This window comes from Caballeronia sp. RCC_10, assembly GCF_041360715.1.
Taxonomy (GTDB): domain Bacteria; phylum Pseudomonadota; class Gammaproteobacteria; order Burkholderiales; family Burkholderiaceae; genus Caballeronia; species Caballeronia grimmiae.
The window spans coordinates 1-21,069 of record NZ_JBFUPT010000032.1; the positions used below are offsets into that span (position 1 = coordinate 1).

Sequence of the window (21,069 nt, forward strand, 5' to 3'; positions counted from 1 at the left end):
ACGCGGCCCATGCTGGGATTCAAGACTTTTCGCTGTGCCCGGATCCTTCTGGCTGGAATCGAACTGATGCACATGATTGGCAAGGACCAAATGGAGGACAGTGGCTTCGGAAACACTCATGCCGAGCAGTTCTACTCGCTCGCAGCATGAGTAATCCTCACTATGCTGCTTCGTTTGCCTTCTCACCCTTATCGCGACGAAACCGCAGATACGCCAAGCGCGCTCAAGCCAGATTCGCAAGGATGCCTGTTGCTCGGCGGATGCACTTTTCGCAAGATCCTGGTAGTGCGCCTCGGATTCGCCCGGAAAGCAAAGACGCAGATTGACGAGAACGATGTGCTTGCGACGGCTCGGGATCTCAAAGAGCGCCCCGCCGAGAACGCTGCCGAATCTGGCAACCCATCGTTATGGAAGCATCGAGAGAGTCCGGAGCAGTAGCGCGACCGGCGAGCGGCCAAGTCGCTCTGACATCTGTTCTCGGGGATGATGAAGGAAAGCGGCTTTCACGGGGCAGGTACCACTCGGTAATAAACACCGTTTGCTCCATATGCCGGCGCGAGCCAGCTATTTCCGCATACATAGTAGGTGCCGTTGATGTTGTTTGGCCGGAAGCAGCCGGCAGGGAGTGTAGCGTAGACGTTTCCCATGGCGTAGGACGCGCCTGCCGCGACGCCAGCGTTATATGCGTTCGCCTGCGCCGCGGAGTTGTTCGTCGAGGCAATCGCCACGCCCGCCGCGACGCCGACCGCGGCTCCGGCGGCAGCTGCGCCGGCCGTGTTCCAGCCGCCGCAGTTGTAGCAGCCGGAGCCGTAGTTATTCACGACGGTCGGCGGATGATAAGCGGGGACAGGCGCGCGGTAGTACGCGCTGTGGTAGGCGCTCGCGCCCGAGGAGTTCGTGTAGCTTGTATAGCTGGAACCCGTCGCGTGGTAGGCTGAGCCTCCGTATGCATTGGTAGCGCTCGTGCCCTGACCGTAGGTGTGGGTCGCGTTGGCGCCATAGCCGTTGGTCGCGGTGGTCTGCCCGGAACCTTCCTGATGCGACGCGCTTCCGCCATATCGGCCCGATGCGGTCGTACCTTGTCCGTAAGTATGGGTTTCACTGTTGCCCCAAGCACCGCTGCGCGTGGTGGAGCCCGAGCCTTCTGCGTGAGAAGTCGTCCCTCCATAGGCGTTCGCGTGCGACCACGCTTGAACGGAACCCGGTGCAAAAATGGTGACGAGCAAGCCCAGCAGACGGACGACCAGGACCTTCATTACGTCTCTCCTTACTGAGCCGCGCTTGCCTTTCTGCCGGGCGGAGGTTTCATGCCGGGTGCATCGGCGGCAACCGGCGCATCCGGACGTGCGAACGCAATGCGTGCCGCGCCTACGGTGTTGGCGAACGTAAAGTCATCGGCCGCCACGGTGATATTCAGCGACCACTCCGACAACTCGAGAACATGGCGCAAGCGGGCGGGATCGTCAAGATAGACGGCATAGATACGACGCGGTAGCTTGTCTTCCGCGCCGATCCAGATCTGCACGAACACATCGCCCGTTACATACGCCACCATGTCGGTCGTCGTTGCGCCGACCACACTCGACTGGCCAATATAGAACGCGATCTTCAGCCCGTCGGCGATGTCCTTGTACGGGTCGGCGACGATGACGTCGGTGAACGGAAAATAGATTGCGCCGGTTTTGAACGCGGTCTGCAGCGCGGCATCGATGGAGGGAGGCGCGTCGGTGACAGCAACGAGCTTCTCCGCTGGCGCGTAAGCCGTCATGGTCTTGCCGTCATAGTAGAAATCGGAAGGAGGACCATCGGCGAGCGTGACGACCTTGAGCTTGTCCGGCCGCTGCATCGTGACCACTGAGCTCGTCGAATACACGAGCGGAGGGCCGAGGCGGCTCGCACTTTCATACGAGACGACCGCTCTGAACGACATCGACCTTGCGGCAGCGAGGCGGGCGCATGAGGCTTCCAGAATCTCCATTGCCTTAGGTTCGAGTCCTGCCTGAAAAGCGGGTGCGGCCGGAGCGGCGCGGTGTCTCGCGGCGGCCTTGGCGTGATGCGCTGCCGGCTGAGTTTGCTGCGGATATCCGCTCGTGCATACGAACAGACTGCACACGAGAACAGCAATGCGCCATGCTGATCGTTGATATGTCATCGCGGCCTCGAAAAGCGCTGATGCGGTTGAACGACGCAAGCCGTCAACGGCTACGGAATCATGCCGCATTCGAACAGTTTGTTTGCGATCGGCGCCGCTATGCGGCTTATGAATTCGGCGCGCATCTGCGGATCATCGTGCAGCAATTGCACGGCCCGTTGCTCTTTCTCGGGCTTGGGCCTCCCCACCTTCTGCGACCGTTCCTGCCATAACTGTTCGCAAGTCGATTGCTGATACTTTTGCACGATGTCGCCGGCCACCCTGTCTACGACCGGAAATTGAGCGAGAGCGATACAGGGAAACAGAAGTACCGGAACCATCCCAAGCCAGGGAAGACGCTTGCTCATGGGCCTGCCTCGCTTTTGTAGTGCGATTCGTTAAATGTCGTGACTCGATCAAGCTTGAGAGGGACGTGCGCTGCAGTAAGAAGACTATGCGAGCATTCCACTCGCCGATATGGGACCTAGGGCCTACGCCTGTCATGCGATTGTCTTCTGCGTGCGTTGACGAAAATTCGTTGGAACGTCGAATTATTCGGACATCGAAGACGAATAAGTGTGTCATCCTACGTTTTCAATGTTATTGACACGTCCGTTGTGCTCGCTAGCGAACGTCAAGGGCACAGGACACATATTTTCCTTTACCGGCTTCAGTGGTGAGCGTAGTCTTTGCTGGAAGACAGTGCCGCCCGGCCCGATACAGCCTGGCAATAGGTAATGATTATGCGGCAAATAGAAGCATCCGCCTGACAGCCGACTGCATCGACAGCTAGATGCTTCTCGAAGCACCCTCAATGCATCCCGACAAAAGGTCGATGCGACGTCTGTCGAGATGTAACTCGAAGTCGAACGGATGGCCTTAGATTCGGTTTTGCATTGGCGAGCCCGTTGCCGCCGAAATCGGATACCTGAGCGATTCCTTTGGGCGACTAACGGGAGTCCGTTACGTGACGGCCGCACCTCGTAATTTCATCCTCACGGCGACGAATTCAATGCCGGTGTCGTCACATGAGCGCCGCTGCAGAACACCATGGCCTTTTCGGGCACTGTTCTCGATCAATAGACCGGGCTCGCAAGCTCGTCCGGCAGATGCGTTGGAAGAATTGCAGGAAGTAACGTCGAACGGGCCCGAGGAGCCGAGAGGTCCGCTGCAAGATCATGGTAATGATCAGTTCAAAGTCGCGCTGGAGTTGCTGCCATTCGCGATACTTACGTCCAACCAGGAAAGCGAGATCCTCGCGGCCAACATGGGCGCTCAACAACTGTTTGGTTACAGCCAGATTGAGTTGCTCGGCGAATCCGTCAACACGCTGATACCTGGACTCTCGCACCACGTCGAACCGTCGCAGCAATCGGAGCATCGCTTTCCCTTGCCTGTCGGCTCGGTCGGCGGGGCACGCGACTTTGTGGCGCGACGAAAGGACGGCACTCATTTTCCAGCAGAGATCACGGTCAATCGCCTTTGGGCGGAGCAAACCGCGCCGACGCTGACCGTGGTCATCGACCGCACTGAACGATACGAGCTTCAGCGCCACCGGCAGGAACTTGCCCATCTGACGCGCATTTCCACGCTGGGAGAGCTGGCTGGGTCGCTGGCGCACGAACTGAATCAACCGCTCACTGCCATCCTGAGCAACGTTCAGGCAGCGCAACGATTTCTGAACGCGCAGCCGGTCGATCTCGATGAAGTTCGCGAGATTCTCGCGGACCTCGTCGATGACAATCAGCGCGCAAGCGAAGTGATTCGCCGCATTCGCGCGCTCGTCAAGAAGGGCGAACTCGAGGCTGCGCCCCTCGACCTTTCGGGCGTAGTGGGCGACGTAGTGCTGCTGCTGCACAGCGACGCGATCGTGCGTGGCATACGCGTGCTCGTCAACATCGCCCCCGACTTGCCGACGGTTTTTGGCGACAAGGTCCAGTTGCAGCAGGTCGTGCTGAATCTGATGCTCAATGCGTTCGATGCAATGGACCGCGACGGTCAGCAGATTCGTGAAGTCGTCATCGACGCCACGCTCGATAGCAAGAGCCTCATCCGCGTCGCGGTGATCGACCGTGGCCCCGGTCTTGAAGACAACATCATGGATAAGCTTTTTGTGCCGTTCTTTACATCAAAGCGCGACGGGCTCGGACTGGGCCTTTCCATCAGTCGCTCCATCGTCGAGATGCATGGCGGGCGTATCTGGGCGCAAACGAATCCGCAAGGCGGCGCGGCTTTCTATTTCACGTTGCCTGTCACATCCGCGGCCGCCGTGCAATTGTTCAATCAGCCATGAGCGACCATTCGCCCGTGGTGTTCGTGGTCGACGACGACGAGGGCGTGCGCCGGGCCATGACGCGTCTCATTCTCTCCGCAGGATATCGCGTTGAAGGATTCGCATCGGCGCGAGCGTTTCTGGATCGATCTTCATTGGCGGACGCCGAGGGCTGCCTCGTGCTTGATGTCCAGTTGCCAGACCTTAATGGGCTGGCGCTGCAGCGTCAATTGAAAGCGACGGGCGTGAGCCTGCCGATCATCTTTGTCACCGGTCACGGCGACATTGCAATGACGGTCAGCGCAATGAAGGCCGGCGCCATGGATTTCCTGGCCAAGCCGGTGGGACAAACCGATCTCTTCATTGCGATCGAGTCCGCCCTGAAGCGCGGGTCCGAGGTGCGCGCCCATCGCGTCGAAGCCGACATGATCCTCAACCGCCTAAGCAGGCTCACACCGCGTGAGCTTGAAGTGCTTTCTCTCCTTGCAGAAGGCCGCGTGACTAAACAGGTCGCCTGTGAACTCGGTACCGCGGTCAAGACCATCAAGGTCCATCGTGGAAGAGTGATGGAGAAGATGGAGACGCACTCGCTCGCCGAGCTCGTGCGAATCCTCAATAAGACCGACATCCTGCATATGTTGAAGCACGCCGTCGCGCACTGAGCTCCGGGGTTGCGCGACGCGTCCGCCTTCGGCGGCATAAGTTCAAGGTCCCATAGCTGCCATTCCGAATTTGCCCTAGCGTATACCCAGAATCCGCGCCACCGCGCACCGCGATGCCTCTTGGAGCAACGATCGCCATGATCCAGGTCATGCCATTCGTAGCCATAGTGGATGACGAGGAATCGGTGCGCCGCGCGATTAAGCGGCTTTTACGTTCTACCGGGGTTGCTTCGGAAACCTTAAAATCGGGTGACGGAGTTCCTGGAGATGTTCGAATCGATTGCGTCGTATCGGCCAGCGTGCGTCGTGCTCGATATACAGATGCCAGGCATGAACGGGCTAGTGCAGTGCGTCATTGATTTGGCACCCGGTCTATGCTTTGATACGGGTCATGAGCAAAATGAATCTGACCGAGACCGAACGCGAGCAACTGCTGTCCGCGGCGCGTAGCCGAACGGTGCGTGCGGCGGACGTACGACGCGCGAAGTTGATCCTGATGCTCGAGGACGGCGAATCGCGCGACAGCATCATGCGCACACTGGGTTGCGACTCGCGTTTCATCGCGCGCTGGTCGGGACGCTTTCTTAGCGAGCGGCTTTCCGGCATGTACGCCCGCCACCCCGGGCGCGCGCCCAAGCGGCCGCCAGCCAGACTTGAGGCGCGGGTGCTCAATCGCACGCTCAAGCACAAACCCGCCGACGGCTCGACACATTGGAGCAGCTACAAGCTCGCGGCAGAGCTGGGCGACGTGTCGGTCTCGGCCGTGCAGCGCATCTGGCGCAAGCACGGCATCAAGCCGCACCAGCTCGAGCGGCACATGGTCTCCAACGATCCGGACTTTGAGGCAAAACCAGCCGATGTGATCGGGCTATATCTGAACCCGCCGGCACATGCAGCGGTGTTCTGTGTTGACGAGAAGACAGCGATCCAGGCGCTCGACCGCAAGGACCGGATGCTGCCGCTGTCGCCAGGGCGCGCCGAGAGTCACGGCTTCGAATACAAGCGCAACGGCACGCTCAGCCTGTTCGCCGCGTTCAATACCGCCACCGGCGAAGTGTTGGGCAAGACGGCGCCGCGCCACACTAGCGAACAGTTCGTGGCCTTTCTGATCGATGTCGTCGCCAGTCAGCCCAAACGCAGGGAAATCCACGTCATCTGTGACAACGTCAGTAGCCACAAGACCCCGCGGGTCGCCGAGTTCCTCAACGCGCATCGCAACGTACGTCTGCACTTCACGCCGACCTACTCGTCGTGGCTTAACCAAGTGGAGAATTGGTTCTCGCGCGTCCAGCGTGATGTGATCGCCCGTGGCATCTTCACTTCCGTGAAAGATCTGGATCGCAAACTCATGCATTACATCGGCGAGCACAACAAAAATCCGAAGCCCATTAAATGGAAATATGACGATCCGTCGCGGCGCATTCGGCCGGTGCTAAGTCAATGACGCAGTCGACTAGAGGTTCAACGGCGTCTCAAAGGCAGCGGCGTTAGCGGCCCCTGCTGACTTCGTCAAACAGGTCGCTTCTGAACTGTGGAGAGCAGTCAAAACCGCCACCATTAAAGTCCACCGTGGCCGCGTAATGGAAACGATGGGAACACACTCTGTGGCCAAATTGGTTCGAACAACGTCCTTTCTACGGTCGGCCATTCCCCGTCGCGCTTAAGTCCTTGCGACTTCATCATAGGCGGCCACGCTTCGTGCGCCTATAGGACCAAGGTCCAATAGGCGCCGCCTCTTACCTGTCCTAGTCTCAATCCAGCGTTGAGTCCAGTCGCGACCGCGGTACCTGTACGAGGAACATCCGCTATGACCAAAGTGAAGCCGTTCGTCGCGGTGGTCGATGATGACGAATCGGTGCGCCGAGCGATGAAGCGACTGTTACGTTCCGCGGGTGTACCATCCGACACCTTCAAATCTGGTGACGAATTCATCGAGATGTTCGATTCCATTCCATCCTACCGCCCGGCCTGCGTGGTGCTCGATATACAGATGCCGGGTCTCAACGGCCTTGAGGTGCAACGGTGCCTGGCGGGCAGCGGCGTTCCCGTGATCTTCATCACCGCCCATGATGAAACCGCGGTTCGGGAGCAGGCATTTGCAGGTGGTGCCGCCGGATATTTGCGCAAGCCCTTTAACGATGAGGTTTTGATCAAGGCCGTTCGGGCGGCCATGTCTTCGACTGATAAAACATAGCGATCGCCAAAGTGTTCGAGCGGCTATGAAGCGGATACTGGACCAACGTCGATTGTTTTTATGCGGCGGTGGGTACCACTGTTCAGTGACAGGCAGCACTCGGGAGCAAAACGCGGTTCATACGGTAACCTTATTTCCTGAATGGAGCATGCATCATGATCAGATACGTTCGGTTTATTCTCGCGATCCCGCTCTTGCTGTTCATATTTTCCTGTTCGACCCAGCAGACTTCGACCGTTGGCAATGACCCGGAACTGGAAGGCAAGGCACGGGCGGCTCTGCAGAATTTGAGCAATTCGGCCCCCAGGGCCAAGACTCTCCTGGCGAAGTCGATGGGGGTTCTGGTGTTTCCGGACATCGACAAGGCGGGCTTCATTGTCGGGGCGCAAGCTGGCAACGGCGTGATGTTCGACCCCAATGGACAAGTGGTTGGCTATTACAACGTCTCGGCTGTCTCATACGGCCTGCAGGCGGGCGCGCAATCATTCTCGCAGGCCATGTTCTTCATGACCGACTCGGCGCTCAGTGATCTAAACGACAGCGACGGCTTGTCTGTCGGCGTGGGCCCGAGCGTGGTCGTGGTGGACGAGGGCATTGGCAAATCGTTGACGACGGAAAACCTGACTTCGGATCTCTACGTGTTCATTTTTGGTCAACAGGGATTGATGGCCGGTCTTGGCGTTCAAGGCCAGAAGATCACCAAGCTCAATAAGTGAAGTCGCTTTACTTGGCCCGGCGACGTGGGCGTTGGGCGCGGACTTCGTCGGCAGCAGCAGCAAGGCATTCATTTGCGCCACAGTCGATGCGCATACCTGCGATCTAGGCGAGGTTTGCCTGCGTGATCTCCCGGCTAGCTTCGGCGTGCCGCAGTTCATGAATGTCAAGTTCCCGGAGAAGACGATCGCGGGACCGGAGCGCGCAACGGAGATTCGGTCCATCGAAAAGAGCGCGGACCAGGCGCTGCTGCAGGACACCGAACTCGGCTACGGATGGACGATGGCGATCGACACGAACGGTTCGATGTCAATGAGGTTGGTCAACAAACCAGGAGGTCTTGGTGGGTTTCGGCTATCGCATACCGCCGTAACCGTTAGCGGTCGTCCCCGCATCGGGTCCAGGAAGTTCGAGTTCCCAATGGGAGTGTCGCATGCTGATGTCACCTTCGCGGATCGAGATCGCCGGTTCAACGCACCGCGCGGTTGAAATGCCTCGTTCGTTCCGCTTCGCTGGTCCCGAAGCGAAGGAAATCGTCGATACGGTCTGGTGTGAGCAGTTGAACAACCCGGCGCTCAATGAACTGATCGACATAGCGCTTGCCGAGAACAAGAACGTCAACATTGCTGCCGCGCGCGTCGATCAGTTCCAGACGACGCGCTCCCAGTTGTTCCCCCAGGCATCGGCTGGCTTCGATGCACAGCGCCAGCGCGGGTCGACCGCCCTGCCGGTGGGCGTCGGCCCGGTCTTCAACCACTTCTCGGCGACGCTCTCGGAGTCGTGGGAAGTCGACGTGTGCGGCACGCTCCGGCGCCAGACCGAGTCTGCATACGAGGACCTGCTGGCAAGCGAAGAAGGCCGGCGTGCGCCGGTCCTCACGCTACTGGCATCGGTGGCGTCGTCGTATATAAACCTGGTGTCGCTCGACCGGCAACTCGAGATCGCGAAGGGCCCCACCGCGAGCCGCGCTGATTCGGTGAAGGTGTTGAGCTTGCGCTACAAGTACGGCCAGGTCTCGCAGATCGAGCTTTCGCAAAGCCAGTCCCAATACGAAGCGTCGCTCGCGACGATTCCGCAACTCGAAGTGCAAATCGGGCAACAGGAATATGTCCTGTCGATCCTGCTCGGGCGCAACCCGCACGCGATTTTCCGCGACCGTGAAATCGATGATCTCGCGTTGCCCGTGGTGCACGCCGGGTTGCCGTCCGAACTGCTCCCGCGCCGGCCCGACTTGCGACAGGCCGAGCAGAACCTGATCGCGGCCAACGCGCTGATCGGTGCGGCGCGCGCGCGATATCTCCCGTTGATCTCGCTCACGGGCCTGTTCGGCACCGCGAGCACGCAGTTCGCCAACCTCTTCACCGGTCCGGCGCGCGTCTGGTCTTACGCGGGCGCGGTCACCATGCCGATTTTCTCGGTAGGGAATATCACGGGTCAGGTGAAGCAGGCCGACGAGCAGCAGCAGGCGCGCTTCGAGTATCAGAAGTCGATCCAGGTGGCGTTGCAAGAGGTCGACGATTCGCTCGTCAGGCTGCAAAAGACGCAGCAGGCGCTCACCGTGCAGGGGCGCGAGGTGGATGCGTTGCGAACGCATTCGCGGCTCGCAGGGCTGTGTTACGAAGGCGGTTACACGAGCGATATCGAGGTGCTCGACGCCGAACGCAGTCTCTTCAACGCGCAGTTGAGCTACATCGAGACGCAGGGCCCCGTATCCACGTCGACGGGCAATCTGTACAAGGCGATGGGCGGCGGCCGGGCCACGGACGCTGAAAGCAGGACCGCGACGATGTATGGCGCGAACGGCGGCCCGATGCCGCCGGATGCCGCGGCGTCGGCACCCGCATCCGCCGAGGGCAAGGGGCCGCGTCCATGAACCGCGCGCCGCTGATCGCCTGCCATGAATGCGACCTGCTGCAACGCGAGTCGGTGTTGCGCCGTAGCGGCGTTGCCCGTTGCGCGCGCTGCGGCGCGGAACTTTACAGGAACCGGCCCGATAGCCTAAACCGCGCACTTGCCTGCACGCTCGGAGCGGTCGTGCTGTTTGCGATAGCGAACGCGTTTCCAATCGTCGGGCTAAAGGTGAGCGGCGAGGTTGTCCAGACCACGCTGTTCGGCGCAGCGCACATCCTCTATCGCGACGGCATGTGGCCGCTCGCGGGTCTCGTCTTCTTCACCACACTCCTGATGCCGATGCTGCAAATGGCAGGCATCGCGTATTTGCTCTTGCCACTGCGATTAGGGCGCGTGCCGCATCGTCCTGCCTTCGTATTTCGCCTGGTGCATTGGGCGATGTCATGGGGCATGACCGAAGTCCTGATCCTCGGGGTGCTGGTCGCACTGGTCAAGCTTGCCCATATCGCGAGCGTAGTGCCTGGCGTCGCATTGTGGGCATTCGGCGCGCTGATGCTTCTACTCGCGGCTACCTCCGCCGCGTTCGATCCTCGCGAGTTCTGGGAGCGGGTGAGCGCGTCGCGACGGGGTGCCAGAGGGCTTGGCGAGACACACACGTCGGCATCAGCGCTCACGGCCGCGCGTGCCGGCCTCTTCGTCTGCCACGAGTGCGGCTTGCTGTCGAAAGCGAGCGCATACGCCCATGAAGGCGAATGCCCACGTTGTGGCGCGCATCTGCACTTTCGCAAACCCCAGAGCATTGCCCGCACCTGGGCGTTCCTGATTGCCGCGATGATCCTGTATATCCCTGCCAACACGCTGCCGATGATGGACACGAGTTCGTTGTTCGGTACGCAGAAGGATACGATTCTGAGCGGTGTGGTGTATCTCTGGACCTCGGGCTCGTGGCCGCTCGCGGTCGTCGTGTTCATAGCCAGCATTGCGGTGCCGATGCTCAAGATAATCGCGCTGATTTTCCTCGCTTCCACCGCGCAGAAGCATTCGCGCTGGCTGCCCGGGCAGCGGACACGCATCTATCGGATCGTTGAATTCGTCGGACGTTGGTCGATGCTCGATATCTACGTCGTCACGCTGCTGGTCGCGCTTGTCCAGTTCAATGCACTTGCAACGATCAAGGCCGGGCCGGCCGCGATCGCGTTCGGCGCGGTGGTCGTGCTCACCATGTTCGCCGCGATGTCGTTCGACCCACGCCTTATCTGGGACACCACCGAGGCCGATCATGGCAACGCCCCCTGACGAACCCGAGTTTCCCGAAGCCGTCGAGAAGAAACGCTCCCGCTTTCGTCTGCAACTCGTGTGGCTCGTGCCGCTTGTCGCGCTCCTGATCGGCGGCTGGCTGGCGGTGCAGGCAATACTCGAGAAAGGGCCGACCATCACGATCAGCTTCGCCACAGGCGAGGGGCTCGAGGCGGGCAAGACCAAGATCAAGTTCAAGAACGTCGACGTCGGCGTGGTCAAGAGCGTCACCCTGGCGCCCGATCACAAGAACGTGATAGCCACCGCTGATCTCGCCAAGGACGCGACGAACATGCTCGTCGAAGACACCCGTTTCTGGGTCGTACGCCCGCGCATTTCCGGCGGCACGGTGTCGGGCATCGGCACCCTCCTGAGTGGCTCATTCATTGGCATGGACATCGGTTCCAAGACGACGGCGCGCCGCGACTTTGTCGGGCTGGAAACGCCGCCGGTGTTCGCGAGCGGCGTGCCGGGGCGCGAATTCGTGCTCAAGAGCGACAACATGGGTTCGCTCGACGTCGGCGCGCCGATTTTCTTCCGGCGCCTGCAGGTCGGACAGGTGATCCAGTACAACCTAGACGCCAACGGCTCAGGGGTCACCCTGCGTGTGTTCATCAACGCACCCTACGACAAGTACGTAAAGGAGGACACGCGTTTCTGGCAGGCGAGCGGCGTCGACGTGTCGCTCGATACGAATGGCGTGAAGGTCAATACCGAGTCGCTCGTGGCAATCCTGATCGGCGGCCTCGCGTTCGAAAGTCCACCCGATGCAGTCGCTATCACCGAGGCCGCCGCGAACACCGAATTCCAGCTCTTCGGCGGTCGTGCCGAGGCGATGAAGCGCCACGACCGCATCGTCGACACCTACCTGTTCAATTTTAAGGAATCGGTCCGGGGATTGACGGTCGGCGCACCGGTCGATTTTCGCGGCATTGTGGTGGGCGAGGTGGCGGCGATCTACACGCGCTACGACCCGGTCAAAAAGGAATTCAGTATTCCGGTCGAGATACGCTACTATCCCGAGCGATTCACCTCGCGATATGAGTCGGGCAATAAGGGAGGCAGGGTTGTGGAGGACCGTCGCAAGGTCGCGGACTGGCTGATCGAAAAAGGACTCCGCGGCCAGTTGAGAACCGGAAATCTGTTGACGGGTCAGCTCTACGTCGCACTGGATTTCTTCCCGAATGCACCGAAAGCGACGATGGACTGGAACGCGAGTCCGCCCGAAATTCCGACTGTCCCCGGTGGCTTGCAGTCGCTCCAGGAGTCTGTGACGGCACTGGTGGCCAAGCTAAACAAGATACCATTCGAGGGCATCGGCAAGGATTTGCGACAGACCCTGCAATCTGCGGATACGTTGCTGAAATCGCTCGACAACAGCGTGGCGCCGGAGGCCCGCGCGACGCTGGTTGCAGCGCGCACGGCACTTAACTCGACCAACAGGACACTACAGCCGGACTCCCCGATCGCGCAGAGCACGGTCGACACCATGCGCGAGCTCTCTCGCACGGCGGCGGCGTTCCGCATGCTCGCCGAATACCTCGAACGCCATCCCGAGGCGCTTATCTATGGCAAGCCGGAGGATAAAAGGTGATGCGCTCCTTTCTGTTACCCGCGCTGCTGATCGCGCTGTCTTCCATCGGCGGTTGTTCGACCTCGCCTCGCTCGGCTTTCTACACGTTGAGCGCGGCACCGCCGCTTGAAGGTGCTCCGGCCACGACACCGCCAATCAGCATCGCAATCGATGCGGTGACGGTTCCGGAACTGGTCGACCGGCCGCAGTTCGTGCTGAGAACGGGTGAGACGCAAGTGACGATCGACGAGTACGCGCGTTGGGCCGATCCGCTTCGCAGTCAGATCTCGCGTGTGCTCGCGGCGGACCTCGCACGTGCCGTGCCGGGAGCGCTGGTGTCGGGATTTGCGCAGCATCTGGAAAGTACGGAGGCGTACCGCGTGCGAGTCGACGTGCAGAATTTCGAATCCGCGAGGGGCGAGATGGCGGCTATCGTGGTGCTGTGGTCGGTGCGGCCGCCAAAGGGCGCGACGATCACTGGCCAGACGATCGCACATGAGCCCGCGAGCGCTCCGAGCTACGACGCGCTCGTCGATGCGCATAGCCGCGCGCTCGCGACCGTGAGCAATGACATTGCCGGCGCAATCCGTTCGACGATAGGGCCGTAACGCGCCGACAACAGCGATGGATCGTTCCGAATGCCGGCGCGATCGGCACGACGAAGACGTTGATCAGCAGCAGCATGAGGAGCGCGACCATCCTGCCAATGCGCCAGCGCGCTCGCGTATCGAGCCGTGGTTGCCGAGGTGCCATGGTTTCCCCCGCCCGCATCGGTTGCGCGCGAGCATCGCAGGCGGGCTGCACCGTGAGCACGCGATGTGCCCCACGACAAGCCTAACATCGCGGAATCGGCGCCGGTCATAGGCCCATGGTCGCATGGCAGACGAAACGCATGACTAGCAGAATGCGGTGCAACGGCGTCGATTTGAGGGCATCGCAATCAGGAGGATTCAATGTGAACCATCTGGTCGTCGCAGCCATCGTATTCGTTTGCGTGTTCGGCAGCGCGCTGATCGGCCTGTCCGTGCGTTCGCGCCTGCCGGCACACCATTTCAGCGATGAATCGATCGGCGTCGTGAAACTCGCGACGGGGCTCATCGCCACGATCGCGGCGCTGGTGCTGGGCCTGCTTGTATCGTCGGCGAAGACCTCATTCGATACCGTGAGCGCCGAACTCACGCAGAACGCAGCGAGCATCATTCGCCTCGACAGGGTGCTCGCGAAATACGGGCCCGAAACGCATGAATTACGCGCCTCGCTAAAACACATCTACAGTAACTCGATCGATATCCTTGAGACGGGCGATGTGGTCCAGCTGGCCAAGATAGGCAGTCCACAAGCAGTCAGCAGGACAGAAGAATTCCAACGCCAGATCGAAGCCCTCGCTCCCAGGAACGATGCGCAGCGTGGAGAAAAGGCGCGAGCACTCGACATCGTCGAATCGGTCTTCGCGGCGCGCTGGCTCACGCTCCTGCAGTCCAAAGGGTCGATACCGGTGGCGCTACTGGCGATACTGGTCGCGTGGCTGTCGATCATCTTCGGTGCGTTCGGACTCTATGCGCCCCGCAACGGAACCGTGGTGATCGCGTTGCTGTTGTGTGCGCTATCGGCGGCAGGCGCCATCCTCATCATTCAGGAAATGGCCACGCCGCTCGACGGCCTCGTCAGGGTGCCGCTCGGACCCATGCGCGAAGCGCTTTCGCGTCTCGGCCAATAGCATCGGCTTTCAACGATTGAACCACCGATATTGAAGCGCCAAGGAATACGTCCGGAAGTCGCCACCCGCTGTGGCCATGAGTCCCTTGGACCAGCTAAACTTCGCAGACCATTGCGATGCGATCGGCACCGACAGCGTCAAGCCATAGCGGACGCTGCGCTGCAAATCCTGATCTTCGATGCCGTTGACGCTCGTTCGGCCACCCGTGTAATAGGTGACGTCCGCAGCGAGCCAAAGCCCGGGACGCCAGGTATAGCCGCCGTGAAGTTGAAAGACAGGTAGCGGAGCCTGGCTGCTTCGCCGGCCGACGTAAAAGTCGTTGTTGTCGGTAAAAATCCAGAAGCCCGCGGCGCCTTCAACGAACCAGTCACCGAGCGGCTGCGACAAGCCGATTTCAGGCTTGAATGCCCAGCGGTTCGCACCTACGTTGATGAGTCGCGTCGGCCAGTACTGGCCGGTGGGTGCCACGACGCTCAGACTCGCGCCGAGCGTGGTGGTCGGCGTGCGTCGCGCGAAATCCCGCGGCAGAAGTGCCGAACTGCCTAGCAGTATCACGGCAAAGCGAAAACGGACATCGCCCATGCCGGAACGATAGGCTTGCCTCGCCGTACCGCCGACATCGCCTGTCAGGCTCGCAACGGCGTAGGGAGCGAGCGCCGCTATGCTCGCCGTATGTCCCGCAATGCCGAAGCTGTGCGAGTAGCCGATCGAGTAGGCATTGATTTTCGCCTGCAGGTCAGTCACTGGAAGGGAAGGGTCGAGCAGAACCTGTCCGCTCGACCGTGCGTAATTCAATACGACGAAGTTCGTGCCGATGGGAACATCGGAGTAAGCGCGCGGCTCCATTTCCTGCGCCGACGACGATGCAGCCCGGACGAGCGCGCCAATAAACAAGGCCGATAGGCTGCATCTTCGGATCGACGCTCTCAAGATGGCCTCTTTCGTGGATCAATCATCAGGAGAAGCCATCAACGTTACAGAGTCCCAACTATAGAACGAAGCATGGGACGCGATAAGTCGCGTTAATAACACCGTCTCGTCAGTGCGGTGATATAGGCCAAAGGTCCAATGTGCGAAAAGCCAAACGCGACTAGTCTTGACATTGCGAAGCAGGTAGCAATTCAGGGTGACGAGTTGGGCGACCAGCGTTTGGCTGTGCCCAGGTGAGGCACGCGCAAGCGCGCCGAGGAGATGACGATGAGAATCTTGGCAATGTTGCTATGCCTTGCGTTGTGTTCGAACGTGTTCGCCGAGTGCACCACGAACGCGCTCGGCCGCAGTGTCTGCAATAACGGTAACGAGGCGGGTGGATACAACGCAAATACGGGCAATGCATGGAAGTCGCAAAAGAATGGCTCGGGCGTCGCGACGACCACGACCAGCAAGGGCGGCGAAGCCAAGACCAAGAACGGCAAAGGTGTCTACACGAGCCCGAGCGGCAAGACCTGCGCCAGAACCGCCCGAAATCAGGGATGCAATTGAGCCTCACTGTGATCGTTTTCCGCAGCCAAAATTTACTTGGAAAGGTGCCCAATGCCTCACCTCGCGTTGCGCCGTGCATTGAATTCAGGCCTGCTGATGCTACCGCTGGGGGCAGCGGTCACCGTTGTGCCTCGGGCGTATGCCCAGCAAGTCGCGGTCTTGACGGCAACTGCCGACGGCACGATCGGAACCGCCGTGCTTCTGCAGACCAAGGCTGTCGTGATTGGCATCGACCTCGCATCTCGAACCGCGACGCTGCGCGGCGTGGGCGGACGTATTTTCGACGTGACGGTCAGCCCGGAAATAGGCGATTTACGAAAGCTGAGGATAGGCGATAAGGTGGATATCGCTTATCGAGCCTCGTTACTCGTCCACGCGGAAAAGGCGAAGTCCGACGGCATTCGCGAGCGCATCGATACTACCGAGGTGTTGCCCGCATCCGGCGGCGTCGCCGCGTCTGCTCATACGGTTCAGGTCCTCGCAACGATCGAGAAGGTGGACGTTAAAAAGCGCCTCATTACGCTCAGAGGCCCGCTCAGAACTGGAACGATCGAAGTGGGACCGGATGTGCAGCTTGCCGGACTCGTGGTCGGGGATAGTGTTCGTGCCGAACTGGCGACAGCGACCGCAGTGCGCGTTACCCGCGACGACGGGCCTCTGTAGGGTCGCGATTTAGCCCGGGCTTCGCGAGATACGGCGCGTAAGGTAATGGTCCCATAGACAGCATCTCGGATTGCAGTAAGTATCTCGAATAAGAGCCTTCGGATACCTAATGGTATGAGGATGTCGTCGCTATCTACAAGAGCAAATAAGGAGCAGTGGCATGAAACGTAGAATCCTGTCCGCGTTACTCGTTACCACGACGCTGCTTCCGATCCTGAGCACATCCGCCTTCGCGCAGACAGCCGGGAGGAGGCCGAACATCGTGGTCATCATGGGAGATGACATCGGCATGTGGAATCTCGGCGCCTACAACCGAGGCATGATGGCCGGCCGGACGCCCAACCTCGACAAGCTCGCCAAACAGGGCATGATTTTCACGGATTACTACGCAGAAGCCAGTTGCACGGCGGGCCGCGCGAACTTCATTACCGGAGAACTGCCGATCCGCACGGGCATGACGACCGTCGGTCAGGCCGGCGCGCCGATGGGTCTTCCGGCCGAGGCGGTCACCATCGCCACCGCATTGGGCGGAATGGGCTATGCGACCGGACAGTTCGGCAAGAACCATCTCGGCGACAAGAACGAGTTTCTGCCTTGCGTCCATGGTTTCGATGAATTCTTCGGCTACCTCTATCACCTCGACGCGATGGAAGATCCGGCCCATCCGAACTATCCGCAGAATCTGTTGAACACGGTGGGACCGCGCAACATGGTGCACTGCTGGGCATCGTCTTCCGACGATTCGACTTCGCAGCCGCGTTGGGGCAAGGTCGGCAAGCAGAGGATCGAAGATGCGGGGCCGCTGTACCCCAAGCGCATGGAGACGGTCGATGACGAGATTCGCGATCTCTCGATCAATTTCATGGACAAGGCGAAGAAAGACGGCAAGCCCTTCTTCCTGTGGCTCAATCCGACGCGCATGCACATCGTCACGCATCTTTCGCCCAAGTACGAAGCCATGCGCAATTCCGAGAACGGCTGGTCGGAAGAGGAAGCCGGCATGGCGCAACTCGACGACGATATCGGTCTGGTTTTGAAGAAGGTCAGGGACATGGGCGAGGAAGACAACACCATCGTCCTCTTCACCACGGATAACGGGACTGAACTGTTCACGTGGCCGGATGGCGGCCAGACGCCTTTTGCGCAGGCCAAGGGTACGGTCCTCGAAGGCGGCTTCAGAGTGCCCGCGATTCTCAGCTGGCCGGGTCATGTACCGGCGGACTCGGTGCAGAACGGGATTTTCTCGGGGCTCGACTGGCTGCCGACGTTCGTCGCGGCTGCGGGCAACCCGAACATCAGTGACGAACTGCTCAAGGGCAAGAAGATAGGCGACAGGACGTACAAAAACCATCTGGACGGCTATAACCAGATGGCCGCCATCACGGGCAAAGGCCCTTCCGAACGACATGAGATTTTTTATCTTGGCGAGAGCACGGTCGGGGCCGTGCGAATCGACGACTACAAGTATCGGTTTATCGACCAACCCGGCGGCTGGATTGGCGAGAAGACGCATCCTGACTTGCCCATCATCACTAACCTGCGGCTCGATCCGTTCGAGCGAACCGGATGGCCAGGCAACGGAACGAAAGAGGGATCTCAACAGTATTTCGATTGGTTCAAGTATCAGTTCTGGCGCTTCGTATTCGTTCAACAGGTCATGGGCAAGGAAATTCAGACTTTTCTCGAATATCCGCCGATGCAGCGTGGTGCGAGCTTCAACCTCGACGCGATCAAGGCCGAGATGGGAAAAAAGATGGCCGACGCCGAGGCTGCGAGCAAAGGTCCTGGTCAGTAAAGTGCCGCTCAGAATAGCGATGGGGAGAGGAATATGCGCCATGCGGACGACATAGTCCCGATGCGCTTTGTACGCAGCAGAGCGGCTACGGGCGAGCCCGCTCCTCCAGCACAGAAGGGGCGCTTTCATGTCATGGCCAAGCCGATCGGCTCGACGTGCAACGTCGATTGCGCCTACTGCTTTTATCTGCATAAGGAACAATTGCTCGACCAGCACCGTGGTCGGCGAATGGCGCCCAGCATGCTTGAACGTTATATCGCGCAATATATCGAAGCTCAAAACGGCGAGAAGATTATTTTCTCCTGGCAAGGGGGCGAGCCGACGATGCTCGGCCTTGACTTCTTTCGCGATATTGTCGCACTCGAGAAGAAACACAGGCCGCCGGGCAAGCGTATCGAGAACGATCTTCAGACGAACGCTACGCTACTCACCGATGAATGGTGCGAGTTCCTGCGGGACGACGGCTTTCTCGTTGGCGTGAGCATCGACGGACCGCGTGGGTTGCACGATGCGTACAGGCTAGATCGGAAGGGGCAATCCACGTTTGACGACGTCATGCGTGGCATCGGCTTGCTAAAGAAGCATGGCGTGAAGTTCAACACGTTAACGGTCGTGAATCGCCAGAACGCGAAGCAACCGATCGACGTCTATCGGTTTTTGCGCGACGAGGTCGGCTCGGCCTACATGCAGTTCATTCCCTGCGTCGAGGCCAAGGACTTTCGCACGGTCGCCCCGCAGCACTGGCCGGCGGATGCAATGCCGCGTCTCGGCGCGCCCGCCGCGCATCCCGGCCATGCGGACTCGGTTGTCACCGACTGGTCGGTGGACCCCGATGACTGGGGCTACTTCCTCTCGCGCACGTTCGACGAATGGTATCGCAAGGATCTTGGCCGAGTGCTCGTGAACCTGTTCGAAACTGCGGTCGCGCAATCGATGGGAATGCCCTCGCAAATCTGCATTACCGCGGAGTTTTGCGGCAAGGCATTGGCTATCGAGCACGACGGGACGGTCTACTCCTGCGATCACTATGTGTATCCCGAGTTCGAGCTTGGCAACATCGAAACGGACCATCTGGGCGCAATGGCGTTCTCCGAGCGTCAACAGACATTCGGCTATGGCAAGCGCGATAACTTGCCCAAGTACTGCCGCGAGTGTCCTTATCTTTCGCTCTGCTGGGGGGAGTGCCCGAAGAACCGGTTACTGCGCACGCCGGACGGCGAGCCCGGTCTAAACTACTTGTGCTCGGGGATTAAGACGTTCCATCGACACGTCGGACCGCGCTTGCGAGAGATAGTGGGCGCCTTGCGCGTATGAAGCTGTCTTCCATGCGATACGGCCGTTGAAAACATCGTGCAGTGAACCGATGAGGACGATCCCAACATGACACGCAAGTCATTGCTCGCAGCACTCTTCGCGTTTGTTGTGGCGGACCCCGTGCTTGCTCAGGTCACGACCGAAGATCCCAACGCCTGGCAATTCGAGGTGACGCCATATTTCTGGGCGGCCGGGATCAACGGCTGGACGAGAGTCGGCGCACGCACACCGACCGCGAGCATAGACGCGAGTTTCTCGGACGTCTTTAGCAATCTCGACTTCGGGGCGATGGGCAGTTTCGAGGCTCGAAAAGGTCGCTGGGGCGTGATTTTCGACTCGTTCTACGTGAAGTTATCGGCAACCTCCGAACCATTGGCAGGCGGGCGACTTGGCACTGCCGATTTCGGCATGAAAGAGGCGATACTTCAACTTGCCGGAACATACCGTGTTCTTGACAGCGCGGTGACGCCGGTGGATCTGGTGGCGGGTGTGCGATATGCGTATCTGTCCGGCGATCTGTCCTTTTCCGGCGGCCCATTTATTCCGGGCGGCGCTAGTCGCAGCGACAATGTGAGCTGGACCGACGGTTTTGTCGGGTTGCGAGCCGCCTATATATTTTCGGACAAGTGGTCCGTGATCGGCTACGCCGATGGCGGCGCGGGCGGCACTAAACATTCGTGGCAGTTTCTCGCCAGCGCGAACTACAATTTCTCAAAGTCGATCGTAGGACGGTTCGGATACAGAATCATTTCTATGGACTACGAGAAGACTGATTTTCTCTTCAACATGAAGACATCCGGGATTTTTGCCGGTGTTGGCATCAAGTTTTAAGTAGCGCGCGCGAAAAGCCTACATGTAACGTTCGACTGCCTTCCATTGCGCCGGGTTTTCCGGCTTTGTCGCAGTAAGCGTCGGTATCATGCGCCCTGTCAATACGGACAATCGAATGCTTCATGACGACTCTAGGGCTCCTCTGCTTAAGTCCACCGCAGAGCGACTTTGAGCGTTACAGATCGGAGTCTATAGAGAAGGAACAAGCAGATGAAACAGCAAACGCTGGCGATGGCCGCCGATCAAGACGCCGGTTTCGAGACGCACCGCAAACGCACACGGCCGATGAGTTTCTCGATACGATTAACACGATTGTGCCGTGGGCCGAGTTGTGCGCGGTGGCCGAGCCGCATTACCCGAAGCGCCGCAATGGCCGTCCGCCGATTGGTCTGGAGCGCATGGCGTCGCTTTGCGGAGATCGACCTGGACTGTGAAGCCGTCCCTGACGCCACCACGTTGCTGAAGTTTCGTCGTCTTCTCGAAACCCACAAACTGGGCGAGCAGTTGTTTGCCGAAGTCGGCCGGGTGCTTCAGGCGAGGGGCATGAAGCTCAAGGGCTCTGTTGCAGTAAGGC

The 21,069-nt window shown here is 59.8% G+C and carries 19 protein-coding genes and 4 pseudogenes; 19 read left to right on the plus strand and 4 right to left on the minus strand.

Annotated features, from left to right (window positions below; genetic code table 11):
* Positions 1–150: pseudogene (locus AB6804_RS27925) on the plus strand (IS6 family transposase); the annotation flags it as partial.
* A gap of 353 nt (positions 151–503) precedes the next feature.
* Here the strand turns inward: AB6804_RS27925 and AB6804_RS27930 are convergent.
* Genes AB6804_RS27930 through AB6804_RS27940 form a run of 3 tightly spaced genes read right to left on the minus strand, consistent with a single transcriptional unit; the run spans position 504 to position 2,499 of the window.
* Complete coding sequence (locus AB6804_RS27930; RefSeq protein ID WP_370889199.1) at positions 504–1,256, minus strand: hypothetical protein; 753 nt, start codon at positions 1,254–1,256, stop codon at positions 504–506.
* 11 nt (positions 1,257–1,267) lie between these two features.
* Positions 1,268–2,221, minus strand: coding sequence for a DUF2092 domain-containing protein (locus tag AB6804_RS27935; protein ID WP_370889200.1), 954 nt, complete (start codon positions 2,219–2,221; stop codon positions 1,268–1,270).
* Complete coding sequence (locus AB6804_RS27940; protein ID WP_370889201.1) at positions 2,203–2,499, minus strand: hypothetical protein; 297 nt, start codon at positions 2,497–2,499, stop codon at positions 2,203–2,205. The genes AB6804_RS27935 and AB6804_RS27940 overlap by 19 nt, the downstream gene beginning before the upstream one ends.
* 644 nt (positions 2,500–3,143) lie before the next feature.
* Here AB6804_RS27940 and AB6804_RS27945 point away from each other — a divergent pair.
* The 12 genes and pseudogenes from AB6804_RS27945 (at position 3,144) to AB6804_RS28000 (ending at position 14,410) form a co-directional block, all read left to right on the plus strand.
* A complete protein-coding gene (locus AB6804_RS27945; RefSeq protein WP_370889223.1) occupies positions 3,144–4,424 on the plus strand; it encodes a nitrogen regulation protein NR(II) in 1,281 nt (426 codons plus the stop codon).
* The gene (locus tag AB6804_RS27950) at positions 4,421–5,065 is read left to right on the plus strand and encodes a response regulator transcription factor (RefSeq protein ID WP_370889202.1); all 645 of its coding nucleotides are present in this window, start codon (positions 4,421–4,423) and stop codon (positions 5,063–5,065) included. Before AB6804_RS27945 ends, AB6804_RS27950 begins: the two co-directional genes overlap by 4 nt.
* 137 nt (positions 5,066–5,202) lie before the next feature.
* Positions 5,203–5,407: pseudogene (locus tag AB6804_RS27955) on the plus strand (response regulator); the annotation flags it as partial.
* A 49-nt stretch (positions 5,408–5,456) separates the two neighbouring features.
* Positions 5,457–6,509, plus strand: a complete 1,053-nt coding sequence (locus tag AB6804_RS27960; RefSeq protein ID WP_370889203.1) for an IS630 family transposase — start codon at positions 5,457–5,459, stop codon at positions 6,507–6,509.
* Between the two features lie 363 nt (positions 6,510–6,872).
* Positions 6,873–7,259, plus strand: a complete 387-nt coding sequence (locus AB6804_RS27965; RefSeq protein WP_370889204.1) for a response regulator transcription factor — start codon at positions 6,873–6,875, stop codon at positions 7,257–7,259.
* Positions 7,260–7,414: 155 nt separating this feature from the next.
* A complete protein-coding gene (locus AB6804_RS27970; protein ID WP_370889205.1) occupies positions 7,415–7,975 on the plus strand; it encodes a YSC84-related protein in 561 nt (186 codons plus the stop codon).
* Positions 7,976–8,006: 31 nt separating this feature from the next.
* On the plus strand, positions 8,007–8,462 hold the full coding sequence (locus AB6804_RS27975) for a hypothetical protein (RefSeq protein ID WP_370889206.1): 456 nt from the start codon (positions 8,007–8,009) through the stop codon (positions 8,460–8,462).
* Positions 8,455–9,846, plus strand: a pseudogene (locus tag AB6804_RS27980) (efflux transporter outer membrane subunit); the annotation flags it as partial. The gene AB6804_RS27975 and the pseudogene AB6804_RS27980, both read left to right, overlap by 8 nt.
* Positions 9,843–11,120 carry a paraquat-inducible protein A gene (locus AB6804_RS27985; RefSeq protein ID WP_370889207.1) on the plus strand — a complete coding sequence of 426 codons (1,278 nt, stop codon included), beginning with the start codon at positions 9,843–9,845 and terminating at the stop codon, positions 11,118–11,120. The pseudogene AB6804_RS27980 and the gene AB6804_RS27985, both read left to right, overlap by 4 nt.
* Positions 11,104–12,714 carry an intermembrane transport protein PqiB gene (locus AB6804_RS27990; protein WP_370889208.1) on the plus strand — a complete coding sequence of 537 codons (1,611 nt, stop codon included), beginning with the start codon at positions 11,104–11,106 and terminating at the stop codon, positions 12,712–12,714. Before AB6804_RS27985 ends, AB6804_RS27990 begins: the two co-directional genes overlap by 17 nt.
* Complete coding sequence (locus AB6804_RS27995) at positions 12,714–13,301, plus strand: membrane integrity-associated transporter subunit PqiC (RefSeq protein ID WP_370889209.1); 588 nt, start codon at positions 12,714–12,716, stop codon at positions 13,299–13,301. The genes AB6804_RS27990 and AB6804_RS27995 overlap by 1 nt, the downstream gene beginning before the upstream one ends.
* 347 nt (positions 13,302–13,648) lie before the next feature.
* Complete coding sequence (locus AB6804_RS28000; protein WP_370889210.1) at positions 13,649–14,410, plus strand: hypothetical protein; 762 nt, start codon at positions 13,649–13,651, stop codon at positions 14,408–14,410.
* Positions 14,411–14,419: 9 nt separating this feature from the next.
* Here the strand turns inward: AB6804_RS28000 and AB6804_RS28005 are convergent, their stop codons facing one another.
* Positions 14,420–15,256 (minus strand): transporter, encoded by an 837-nt coding sequence (locus AB6804_RS28005; RefSeq protein ID WP_370889211.1) that lies wholly within the window; start codon positions 15,254–15,256, stop codon positions 14,420–14,422.
* A gap of 351 nt (positions 15,257–15,607) precedes the next feature.
* On the opposite strand from AB6804_RS28005, the gene AB6804_RS28010 reads away from it, so the two are divergent.
* The 6 genes and pseudogenes from AB6804_RS28010 to AB6804_RS28035 form a co-directional block, all read left to right on the plus strand.
* A complete protein-coding gene (locus tag AB6804_RS28010) occupies positions 15,608–15,892 on the plus strand; it encodes a hypothetical protein (protein ID WP_370889212.1) in 285 nt (94 codons plus the stop codon).
* Between the two features lie 51 nt (positions 15,893–15,943).
* Entirely contained in the window at positions 15,944–16,555 is a 612-nt protein-coding gene (locus AB6804_RS28015) for a hypothetical protein (protein ID WP_370889213.1), read from the plus strand.
* Between the two features lie 160 nt (positions 16,556–16,715).
* On the plus strand, positions 16,716–18,350 hold the full coding sequence (locus tag AB6804_RS28020; protein WP_370889214.1) for an arylsulfatase: 1,635 nt from the start codon (positions 16,716–16,718) through the stop codon (positions 18,348–18,350).
* 33 nt (positions 18,351–18,383) lie between these two features.
* Complete coding sequence (locus tag AB6804_RS28025) at positions 18,384–19,664, plus strand: anaerobic sulfatase maturase (protein ID WP_370889215.1); 1,281 nt, start codon at positions 18,384–18,386, stop codon at positions 19,662–19,664.
* A 66-nt stretch (positions 19,665–19,730) separates the two neighbouring features.
* Positions 19,731–20,495 (plus strand): hypothetical protein, encoded by a 765-nt coding sequence (locus AB6804_RS28030; RefSeq protein ID WP_370889216.1) that lies wholly within the window; start codon positions 19,731–19,733, stop codon positions 20,493–20,495.
* Between the two features lie 210 nt (positions 20,496–20,705).
* Positions 20,706–21,065 (plus strand): annotated as a pseudogene (locus AB6804_RS28035) (transposase); the annotation flags it as partial.
* Positions 21,066–21,069: the final 4 nt, after the last annotated feature.

Bases quoted from the DNA above. Each gene is read 5' to 3' on its own strand.
- AB6804_RS27930 (WP_370889199.1), bottom strand. From the start codon at position 1,256: ATGAAGGTCCTGGTCGTCCGTCTGCTGGGCTTGCTCGTCACCATTTTT.
- AB6804_RS27935 (WP_370889200.1), bottom strand. From the start codon at position 2,221: ATGCGGCATGATTCCGTAGCCGTTGACGGCTTGCGTCGTTCAACCGCA.
- AB6804_RS27940 (WP_370889201.1), bottom strand. From the start codon at position 2,499: ATGAGCAAGCGTCTTCCCTGGCTTGGGATGGTTCCGGTACTTCTGTTT.
- AB6804_RS27945 (WP_370889223.1), top strand. From the start codon at position 3,144: ATGCCGGTGTCGTCACATGAGCGCCGCTGCAGAACACCATGGCCTTTT.
- AB6804_RS27950 (WP_370889202.1), top strand. From the start codon at position 4,421: ATGAGCGACCATTCGCCCGTGGTGTTCGTGGTCGACGACGACGAGGGC.
- AB6804_RS27960 (WP_370889203.1), top strand. From the start codon at position 5,457: ATGAGCAAAATGAATCTGACCGAGACCGAACGCGAGCAACTGCTGTCC.
- AB6804_RS27965 (WP_370889204.1), top strand. From the start codon at position 6,873: ATGACCAAAGTGAAGCCGTTCGTCGCGGTGGTCGATGATGACGAATCG.
- AB6804_RS27970 (WP_370889205.1), top strand. From the start codon at position 7,415: ATGATCAGATACGTTCGGTTTATTCTCGCGATCCCGCTCTTGCTGTTC.
- AB6804_RS27985 (WP_370889207.1), top strand. From the start codon at position 9,843: ATGAACCGCGCGCCGCTGATCGCCTGCCATGAATGCGACCTGCTGCAA.
- AB6804_RS27990 (WP_370889208.1), top strand. From the start codon at position 11,104: ATGGCAACGCCCCCTGACGAACCCGAGTTTCCCGAAGCCGTCGAGAAG.
- AB6804_RS27995 (WP_370889209.1), top strand. From the start codon at position 12,714: ATGCGCTCCTTTCTGTTACCCGCGCTGCTGATCGCGCTGTCTTCCATC.
- AB6804_RS28005 (WP_370889211.1), bottom strand. From the start codon at position 15,256: ATGGAGCCGCGCGCTTACTCCGATGTTCCCATCGGCACGAACTTCGTC.
- AB6804_RS28010 (WP_370889212.1), top strand. From the start codon at position 15,608: ATGAGAATCTTGGCAATGTTGCTATGCCTTGCGTTGTGTTCGAACGTG.
- AB6804_RS28015 (WP_370889213.1), top strand. From the start codon at position 15,944: ATGCCTCACCTCGCGTTGCGCCGTGCATTGAATTCAGGCCTGCTGATG.
- AB6804_RS28020 (WP_370889214.1), top strand. From the start codon at position 16,716: ATGAAACGTAGAATCCTGTCCGCGTTACTCGTTACCACGACGCTGCTT.
- AB6804_RS28025 (WP_370889215.1), top strand. From the start codon at position 18,384: ATGCGCCATGCGGACGACATAGTCCCGATGCGCTTTGTACGCAGCAGA.
- AB6804_RS28030 (WP_370889216.1), top strand. From the start codon at position 19,731: ATGACACGCAAGTCATTGCTCGCAGCACTCTTCGCGTTTGTTGTGGCG.